The organism is Streptomyces sp. NPDC058469, assembly GCF_042721125.1.
Classification (GTDB): Bacteria; Actinomycetota; Actinomycetes; order Streptomycetales; family Streptomycetaceae; genus Streptomyces.
Genome location: NZ_JBHXME010000271.1, coordinates 1 through 8490, shown reverse-complemented (window position 1 = coordinate 8490; position 8490 = coordinate 1). Strand labels below are relative to the sequence as shown.

Here is an 8490-nt window from a genome sequence, read left to right as displayed (position 1 = left end):
TCCCTGACCCGGGAGACCACCTGAGTGGCGAGCAGCGAATGCCCGCCCAGCTCGAAGAAGTTGTCCGTGGATCCGACGCGGTCCACTCCCAGCAGGTGCTGCCAGATGCCCGCCAGAAGCTCCTCGGAGGCAGTGGCCGGGACCACGAAACCCTCCAGCTCCGGCCGCACACCGTCCGGCTCGGGCAACGCGGACCTGTCCAGCTTTCCGTTCGGCGACAGCGGCAGGGCGGCCAGCTCGACGAACGCGGCCGGGACCATGAAGGCCGGCAAGCTCAACTGCACATGGTCCCGCAGGTCGTTGACCGCCGGGATGCCCTCCGACGCGTCCTCGGGGACGAGATAGGCCACGAGCTTGCGGTCTTCGGTGTCGCCGAAAGCTGTCACGACGGCGGTGCGGATCTGGGGGTGAGTGGCGAGTACGGCTTCGATCTCACCCGGCTCGATACGGAAGCCGCGGACCTTGACCTGGTCATCCGCCCGGCCGACGAAGTCCAGCTGCCCTTCCGCGAGCCAGCGGGCCCGGTCGCCCGAGCGGTACATGCGGGCGCCGTCCGCAGTGAACGGGTCCGGCAGGAAACGTTCCGCAGTGAGCACGGGCTGGGCACGGTAGCCGCGGGCCACCTGCGGACCCGCGATGAACACCTCACCCGCCACACCAACCGGCACCGGGTTCAACCGCGCGTCCAGGACATACAAGCGGGCGTTCGCCACCGGCGCACCGATCGGCGGAGCCGCCAGGAGGCCCGCGCCGACCGCACCGGCGGTGACCATGACGGTCGCCTCGGTCGGACCGTACGTGTTCACCAGCGTGCGGTCCCGCGCCCAGGCCTGGGCCACCGGCTGCGTCAGCCGCTCCGCACCCAGCAACAGTGTCTGGATACCAGGGACTTCGTCCGGGTTGAGGACACTGAGCAGGGAGGGCACGACACTGGCCGCGCCCACGCCCTGGGCGCCGATCATCCCGGTCAGCGCCTCCGGAGCGGTGCGCTCGGCACTGCTCGCCACGATCAGTGTGCCGCCCGATGCCAGCGTCACCGCCACGTCCAGGACGGCCGCGTCGAAACTGAACGACGCGAACTGCAACACCCGCACACCCGGCCCGGCACCCAGCACCGGAGACAGCGCGGTCACCATGCCCACCACACTGCGATGCGCGACCTGCACACCCTTCGGACGCCCCGTCGACCCCGACGTATAAATCACATACGCCAACTGACCTGCCTGTACGTCCACTTCGGGGGCCGTGGACGGCAGCCCCTCAGTGACGCCCAGGTCATCGAGCCACACCACCGACTCCGCCGACAGCCGCTCAGCCACGGACCGGTATCCGACCAGCACCCTCGCACCACTGTCCGCGAGCATGAACTCCAGCCGCTCCAGCGGATATTCGGGATCCAGCGGTAGATAGGCGCCGCCTGCCTGCCACACCGCCACCATCGCCACCACCATGTCGACGCCACGCGGCAGACACAGCCCCACCACCGACTCCGCCCCAACCCCCAACCCCCGCAGGTGATGCGCCAGCCGGTTCGCACGGGACATCAACCCGCCGTACGTCAGCACCACACCGTCCGACACGACAGCCACCGCATCCGGGCCCGCTACCGCCCGCGCAGCGATCAGCTCATGCACCCCACCCGCCGCCGGCAGCGACTCGACGACCCCGTTCCACTCCTCGACCACCCGCCGCCGCTCATCCGCACCCACCACCGGCAGATCACCGACACGCCGCCCCGCATCCTCCGCGATGCCCTTCAGCACGTTGACGACATGCCCCACCATCCGCTCCATCGTCGCGGCGTCGAACAGCGCGGTGCTGTACTCGATCTGCCCCGAGAGTCCCCCGCCCTCCCGGTCGCCGAGCCGAAGCGCCAGGTCGAACTGGACCGTGCGTGAGACGTGTGCGTGAGACTCCCCGGAGGGCCCGCTCGGCTCCGGGGCTCCCTCCGTGTCGGCTCCCCCTGTGTCGTAGCTGAAGAACGCCTGGAACAGCGGCGTGCGGGACCGGTCCCGCTCGGTGACCAGCTCGTCCACGAGTTGCTCGAACGGCACGTCCTGATGCGCGTACGCACCCAACGCCGACTCCCGCACCCGCCCCAACAACTCCCGGAACGTGGGGTCGCCCGACAGGTCAGTCCGCAACACCAGCGTGTTGACGAAGAACCCGATCAGGTCCTCCGTCTCGGCACGGTTCCGGTTCGCCACCGGCGTGCCCACCACCACATCCTCCGAGCCGGCGTAGCGGCCCAGCAGCACGTCGAAGGCCGCCAGCAGCGTCATGAACATCGTGGAGCCATGTGCGCGCGAAAGTGCCCGCAGCGCCTCGGCCGTCTCCTCCGGGACGGTGAACGCGGCCATGACTCCCGTCGAGGTTCGGGTCGGCGGGTGCGGCCGGTCCGTGGGCAGATCCAGCGCCGGGAGGTCGGACAACTTCTCCCGCCAGTAGGCGAGTTGTCCGTCCAGTACGTCTCCGGTCAGCCACTCGCGCTGCCACACCGCGAAGTCCGCGTACTGCACCGGCAGCGGCGGCAACGGATCCGGCTCACCCGCGCGGAACGCCTCGTACAAGGCAGACAGCTCACGCTGGAAGATCCGCTCCGACCACTCGTCGGTGACGATGTGGTGCATCGTGAGCGCCAGTACGTGTTCGTCGGACGCGAGCCGGATCAGGGTGGCGCGGACGAGGGGCCCGTCGGTGAGGTCGAAGGGGGTGGAGGCGTCCGCCGTCATCAGGTTCTGGGCGGTCGCGACCGGGTCGACGGCGCCGGACACGTCGACGACGGGGAGCGGAAAGGGGGCGGGCGGGTCGATGACCTGGTGCGGGACGCCGTGCGCGTCCGGGACCAGTCGGGTGCGCAGGACTTCGTGACGCGCCACGACCGCGCTCAGTGCCGCACCGAGGATCGCCACGTCCAGGTCTCCGGACCAGGGCAGGGGGGACGGCAGGACGTAACCCGTGGCGCCCGGGTCCAACTGGTCGAGGAACCACAGCCGTTGCTGCGCGAACGACAGCGGCAGGGGCAGCGGCGACGGCGACTGTGGTTCGTGCCGGCTCCGGTCGACGGGTGTGATCGCCGGCGCCGTGGCTCCCGTACCGAAGCCGTCAACTCCCTTGCCCGAGGCGTCGATCGCCGCTGCCAGACCGCGAACCGTGGGCCGGTCGAACAGTGCCGACAGCGGCACCTCCACCCCGAACACCTCGCGGACCCGGGAGACCACCTGGGTGGCGAGCAGCGAGTGGCCGCCGATCGCGAAGAAGTCGTCGGCGACGCCGATCGCGTCCGCCCTCAGGACATGGGCCCAGATCTCCGCGAGCAGTTCCTCCGTCGCGCCGGAGGGTGCCACGTATGCGTGCGTCTCCGAGCGCGTGGCGGCGGGGTCGGGCTGCGGAAGCGCGGCGCGGTCGAGCTTTCCGTTGCGGGTGAGGGGCAGTTCGGTCAGTTCGGTGAAGACCGCGGGGACCATGAAGTCGGGCAGGCTCTGCCGCAGAAGGTCACGCAGTTCGGCCACCGCGGGGATGCCTTCGGCCGCGTCGGCGGGGACCAGGTGTGCCACCAGACGGCGGTCCGTGCCGTCCCCGAACGCCGTCACGACCGCCGACCGGATCCCCGCGTGGGCAGCGAGAACGGCCTCGATCTCGCCGGGCTCGATGCGGACACCACGTACCTTGATCTGCTGGTCGGCGCGCCCGAGGAACTCCAGTTGCCCGTCCGCCGCCCGGCGCACCCGGTCGCCGGAGCGGTACATCCGGGAGCCGTCGCCCGCGAACGGGTCGGCGACGAAGCGTTCGGCCGTCAGTGCGGGACGGCCGCCGTAGCCGCGCGCGACTCCCGCACCGCCGATGAAGAGCTCGCCCGGCACACCCGTCGGGACCGGCTGGAGCCGGGCGTCGAGGACGTACGCCGTCGTCCCCGCGATCGGCAGTCCGATCGGTGGTACGGACGACGTCACCGGCTGCCGCAGGAGGCCGGCGACGCTGGTGATGGTCGCCTCCGTCGGTCCGTACACGTTGTAGACGGGCACCGAGGTGTGTGCGAACCAGTCGGCGAGTGTCCGCGCGGGCATCGCCTCGCCGCCCATGATGAGCAGGCGGAAGTCCGGCCCGAGGGTGCCTTGTTGGGCTACGCCGGGGATGAGCATCTCCCACAGTGCGGGGGTGATGTCGACCGAGGTCACGGCCTGTTCACGGATCTCGCGCAGTACGCGTTCCGGTGTCCACGTCTCCGCTCCGCCGAGCAGCAGCCGTCCGCCGTGCACCAGGGTGGCGAAGAGCTGTTCCTGTGCGGCGTCGAAGGTGAGGGACGCCAGCTGGAGGGTGACGTCCGCCGGGGTCAGTTCGTAGCGGCGGCCCATCTCCTGGAGTTCCCGGCTCCATGAACTGTGCTGGACCAGCACGCCCTTGGGTGTACCGGTCGAGCCGGAGGTGAAGATGACGTACGCCAGGTTCTGCGGTGTGACTCCCGTCCGCGGGGTGCCGACGTCGTACGTGGTGGTCGTCGGCCAGTCGGTGTCGATGAGCAGTTTCGGGGTGGGCACGGATTCCAGCCGCTCCGCGGACGTGGCCCGCGTGATGAGGAGCGAGGCGCCGGACGACTCGATCATGCGGCCGAGTCGCTGGACGGGTTGCTCGGCGTCGAGGGGCAGGTATGCTGCGCCGGCCTTCATGATGCCGAGCAGCGCGACGAGGGCCTCCGGGCCGCGCGTCAGGCACACGCCGACGACGTCCTCCCGTCCGACCCCCAACGCCCCTATGTGATGGGCGAGTTGGTTTGCCTTCGCGTTCAGTCGGCCGTACGTGAGCAGACGGCCGCCTTGCTGGACTGCGACGGCGTCGGGGGCGCGGTGCGCCTGCTCCTCGAAGAGCGTGTGAACGAGGCGCGCTTCCGTGCGGGTCTCCGCTCCCGTGCCGAGGGCGCGCAGCGTCTCGTGCTCGGCTTCGGAGAGCAGGTCGAGCGCGCCGATCCGGCGGGCGGGATCCAGGACGGACCGCAGGACGACGACCAGGTGATCGGCCATCCGCCGCACCGTGGCAGCGTCGAACAGCGCTGTGCTGTACTCGAATTCACCGGTCAGTGCTCCGTCACCGGTGTCCCTGAAGGTCAGCGCGAGATCGGAGAGAGCGAGGTCCCGCGACATCGCGACTTCGGCGGTGTGAGCGTCCTGGTCCTCGTCCGGGGGGCCGTGGCGACCGTCGTCGCCGTCCACGTCCGGCGCGGTGCCTCCTGCCGCCCCACCGTCCCGTACGTAGTTGAAGTACACCTGGAACAGGGCCGTGCGGGAGCGGTCGCGGTCGGTGACCAGGTCGTCGACGAGCTGCTCGAAGGGCAGGTCCTGGTGCGCGTACGCGTCGAGCGCCATGTCCCGTACGCGGCCCAGGAGTTCGGTGAACGTCGGGTCGCCGGAGAGGTCGGTGCGCAGCACGAGCGTGTTGACGAAGAAGCCGATCAGGGCCTCGGTCTCGGCCCGGTTCCGGTTCGCGACCGCCGTGCCGACCGCGATGTCGTCGGTGTCGCAGTAGCGGCCGAGCAGCACGTCGAAGGCGGCCAGCAGCGTCATGAACATCGTGGAGCCGTGCTCGCGCGACAGCGCCCGCAGCTCCTGGGCGGTCTCCGCCGGAACCGTGAACCGCGTCGTCGCCCCGACCGACGACCGGATCGGCGGCCTGGCCCGGTCGAGCGGCAGTTCCAGCTCAGTCGAGCCCGCCAACTGGTCGCGCCAGTAGGTCAGTTGCTCGTCCAGCACCTCTCCGCTGAGCCATGCGCGCTGCCAGACCGCGAAGTCGGCGTACTGCACCGGAAGCGGCGGCAGGGGATCCGGCTCACCCGCGCGGAACGCCTCGTAGAGCGCCGCCACCTCCTGGCTGAGTATCCGCGCCGACCACTCGTCGGAGACGATGTGATGCATGGCCAGCGCCAGTACGTGCTCGCCGAGGCCCAGCCGGATCAGCGCGGCGCGCAGCAGTGGCCCGGCCTCAAGGTCGAACGGCTCAGCCATGTCCCGGGTGACCAGCCGCTCCGCCTCACCCAGCGGATCGTCGCCGCCGGACACGTCGATCACCGGCAGGGGGCACGGCGCCGAAGCGTCGATCACCTGGTACGCCACCCCGTCCGCGCCGGCCACCAGCCGGGTCCGCAGCACCTCGTGCCGTGCCACCACGGTGTCCAGTGCGGCGCCGAGCGCGGCAACGTCCAGCACACCGTCCAGACGGACGGGCAGCGCGACGTTGTACTCCGTCGAGCCGGGGTCCAGCTGGTTCAGGAACCACAGCCGCTGCTGGGCGAACGACAGAGGCAGCGGTCGACTCCGGTCCGCCGCCGTCACCGGCGGCACGCCACCTTGCGCCGCGCCCTCGACCGCCACGGCCAGCGCCCGCACGGTCCGCCGGTCGAACAGGGCAGCGAGCGGCAACTCGACGCCGAACACTTCCCTGATACGCGACATGACCTGCGTGGCCAGCAACGAATGACCACCGAGATCGAAGAAACCGTCGGTGACTCCGACCCGCTCCACGCCGAGCACCTGCGCCCAGATCCCCGCGAGCAACTCCTCGGTCTCACCGGCGGGGGCCACGAATCCCTCCAACTCCAGGGAGGCGGAGGGATCGGGGAGTGCGGCGCGGTCGAGTTTGCCGTTGGGGGTGAGGGGGAGGGCGGCGAGTTCGGTGAAGGTGGCCGGGATCATGTGGGCCGGCAGCCGCGAGCTGGTGAAGGTGCGCAGGTCGGGGGTGGAGGGGATGCCGTCGGTCGGGTCGGCGGGGACGAGGTAGGCGGCCAGGCGGCGGTCTTCGGTGTCGCCGAAGGCTGTCACGACGGCGGTGCGGATCTGGGGGTGGGTGGCGAGTACGGCTTCGATCTCACCGGGTTCGATACGGAAGCCACGGACCTTGACCTGATCGTCGGCCCGGCCGATGAAGTCCAGCTGCCCTTCCGCGAGCCAGCGGGCCCGGTCGCCGGAGCGGTACATACGGGCGCCGTCGGCGGTGAACGGGTCCGGCAGGAAACGTTCCGCGGTCAGGGCGGGCTGGGCGCGGTAGCCGCGGGCGACCTGCGGACCCGCGATGTACACCTCGCCCGCCACCCCCACCGGAACCGGGTTCAACCGCGCGTCCAGGACGTACAGACGGGCATTCGCCACCGGGGCGCCGATCGGCGGAGCCACCAGAAGGTCCGCGTCGACCGGACTGGCCGTGACCATGACGGTCGCCTCGGTCGGACCGTACGTGTTCACCAGCGTGCGGTCCCGCGCCCACGCCTGGGCCACCGGCTGCGTCAGCCGCTCCGCACCCAGCAACAGCGTCTGAATGCCGGGGACTTCATCCGGGTTGAGCACGCCGAGCAGTGACGGCACCACGCTCGCCGCGTCTACGCCCTGGGCTCCGATCATCCCGGTCAGTGCCTCCGGAGCGGTGCGCTCAGCACTGCTCGCCACGATCAGTGTGCCGCCCGACGCCAGCGTCACCGCCACGTCCAGCACGGCCGCATCGAAACTGAACGACGCGAACTGCAACACGCGGACACCCGGGCCGGCACCCAGCACCGGAGACAGCGCGGTCACCATGCCCACCACACCACGATGCGCGACCTGCACACCCTTCGGACGCCCCGTCGACCCCGACGTATAAATCACATACGCCAACTGACCTGCCTGTACGTCCACTTCGCGGGCCGTAGTCGGCAAACCTTCGGTGACAGCCGGATCGTCCAGCCACACCACCGACTCCACCGACAGACGCTCAGCCACCCCCGCCACCGACCGGTCGCCGATCAGCACCCTGGCTCCACTGTCGGCGAGCATGAACTCCAGCCGCTCCAGCGGATATTCGGGATCCAACGGCAAATACGCCGCCCCCGCCTGCCACACCGCCACCATCGCCACAACCATGTCGACCCCACGCGGCAGACACAGCCCCACCACCGACTCCGCCTCGACCCCAAGGCCCCGCAAGTGATGCGCCAGCCGGTTCGCACGCGCCATCAACCCGCCGTACGTCAGCACCACACCGTCCGACACGACAGCCACCGCATCCGGACCAGCCACCGCCCGCGCCGCGATCAGCTCATGCACTCCATCCACATCCGGCAGAGCGTCGATCACGCCGCTCCCCTGCCGTACCAGCCGATCGCGCTCCTCAGTTCCCGCCACGGTCAGATCGCCAACACACCGATCCGAATCATCCGCGGCAACGGCCTCCAACACCGCGACGAGATGCCCCGCCAAGCGCTCCACCGTGTCCGCGTCGAACCGGGATCGGTCGTAGGACAGACGAAGCACTAGCTCGTGGGCCGAACTGACCGCCACGGAGAGGGGGTAGTTGGCCTGTTCGCGCATGTGGTTGAACCCGGCGTTGAGGCCGCTGTCAGCCGATTCGGCCTGCCCCTCCTCCAGTTCCTGGACCGGGTAGTTCTCGAAGACGAAGAGGGTGTTGAACAGGGCCTGACCCGGCGGGAGTTCACTGCTCTCAGCGATCGTGACCAACGGCGTGTGCTCA

At 70.1% G+C, this 8490-nt stretch carries 1 protein-coding gene; it reads right to left on the bottom strand.

All coding sequences use genetic code 11. From position 1 onward, the window contains the following. The coding region (locus ACFWP5_RS50675; RefSeq protein WP_384173652.1) for an amino acid adenylation domain-containing protein at positions 1-8490 on the bottom strand (8490 nt) is incomplete at both ends.